Origin of the sequence: Synechococcus sp. BA-120 BA3 (assembly GCF_034931285.1) — a bacterium.
Lineage (GTDB): Bacteria > Cyanobacteriota > Cyanobacteriia > PCC-6307 > Cyanobiaceae > Cyanobium.
Genome location: NZ_JAYGHZ010000450.1, coordinates 1 through 1,563, shown reverse-complemented (window position 1 = coordinate 1,563; position 1,563 = coordinate 1). Strand labels below are relative to the sequence as shown.

At 74.5% G+C, this 1,563-nt stretch carries 2 protein-coding genes; one reads left to right on the top strand and one right to left on the bottom strand.

The window, feature by feature from the left end:
* A partial coding sequence (locus VB737_RS16680) for a four-carbon acid sugar kinase family protein (protein WP_500314611.1) occupies positions 1–725 on the bottom strand: 725 nt, incomplete at its 3' end.
* Between the two features lie 17 nt (positions 726–742).
* Here VB737_RS16680 and VB737_RS16675 point away from each other — a divergent pair.
* The coding region (locus tag VB737_RS16675; RefSeq protein ID WP_500314610.1) for an FAD-binding oxidoreductase at positions 743–1,563 on the top strand (821 nt) is incomplete at its 3' end.

Genomic DNA, 1,563 nt, shown 5'->3' with positions numbered 1-1,563 from the left:
CGACGGGGCCGGCCAGTACCGGGCGCGATCAGGGCGCGCACCGCGGTGGCCAGGGACGCCAGCTGGCCCTCGGCGGCACCGTCCACGGCCACGCAGACATTGCGCTCCAGGCGGGCCAGGTGGCGGAGGAGGGCGGGGCCGCCGGTCTCCAGTTCCCGCCAGCCGATGCGGTCCACGGCGGTGGCCCGGATGCGGCCGCCGCTCTTCTCCTCCACCCAGTCCGGCAGATGGCTGGTTCCGTAGGCGAAGAGTCCGTCCCGGGCGAACGGGCTCTCATGCACGGGCCGGCCCTCCAGCCGGTGCACCCCATCCACGGTGGTGCGGCCCCCCTCAAGAAAGGCCGGCACCAGCAGAGTGGCGTCGAAGGGACCGAGTTCCTCGCTGATCACGTCCACCTCCAGGGGGAAGTGGCCCCGCAGGGTGGAATCGCCCCGGCTCACCACCAGCCAGCTGCCGATCTCGCCGGCCGCCATCGCCCGCTCCAGGGCGGGCCGCAGGGCCCGACAGATCTCACGCACCCGGTCGGCCGCCGCCGCCGGCGCCAGGGCACGGGTGTTGGCCAGCAGGAACAGCAGCGGCGACGGGTGGGCCAGGCCGGCGGCGAGCGTCCCTGCGTCCCAGCGCAGCAGCAGTGGACAGCCGTGCACGGTCTGGGAGCCGGTGGGGTCGTCGTCGATGACGACGATCTTGAGCCCGGGCCCGGGCTCGAACGTTGCCTGCGCCATGGCACCATCGTGCCGTGATGCGACCTGAGCCCAGCGAGCTGCAGGAGCTGGTGCGGGACCTGCACCGGCAGGGTTCGGCCTGGCTGCCGGCGGGCCTGGGCACCCGGCTCGACTGGGGGCCGCCCGTCGCCGGGCCCTGCACGGTGGTCAGCTGCGCTGGCCTGCGGGGGGTGCGGGAGTTCAACCCCGGCGACTTCACCATCACCGTGGCCGCTGGCACACCACTGGTGGAGGTCCAGGAGGTCCTTGGACACCAGGGACAGTGGTTGTCCGTGGATGCCCCCTGGGGGGACCGGCAGGGCGCCGCCGCCGGCAGCATTGGCGGCCTGGTGGCCCGGGGCCTGGCGGGCGGCTACCGCCAGCGCTACCTGGGGGTGCGCGACCAGCTGATCGGCCTGGCCCTGATGCGCGCCGATGGGGTGACGGCCAGGGCCGGCGGCAAGGTGGTCAAGAACGTGGCCGGCTACGACCTGATGCGGCTGTTCACCGGCAGCTGGGGCTCCCTGGGGCTGATCACCGAGCTGACCCTGCGCACCCTGCCCCAGCCGCCCCTGCGCCGCAGTGTCTGCTTCCAGGGGGGGCCGGAGGATCTGGCCGGCCTCAGCCGCTGGCTGCTGGGCTCCAGCCTCAGCCCGGAGCGGATCGACTGGTGGAACGGCAGCCTCGCCGCCGCCGCCGGGCTGGACCCGGAGCCCCTGCTGCTGATCGGCCTGGCCAGCGTCGATGCCGCCACCCTCCAGGAGCAGGTGCGCTGCCTGCAGGAGCGCAGCACCCTGCCGGCCCGGGTACTGGATGCCGCCAGCACCGGCGCCTGGCTGGCCCACGCCCGGGGTGGCAG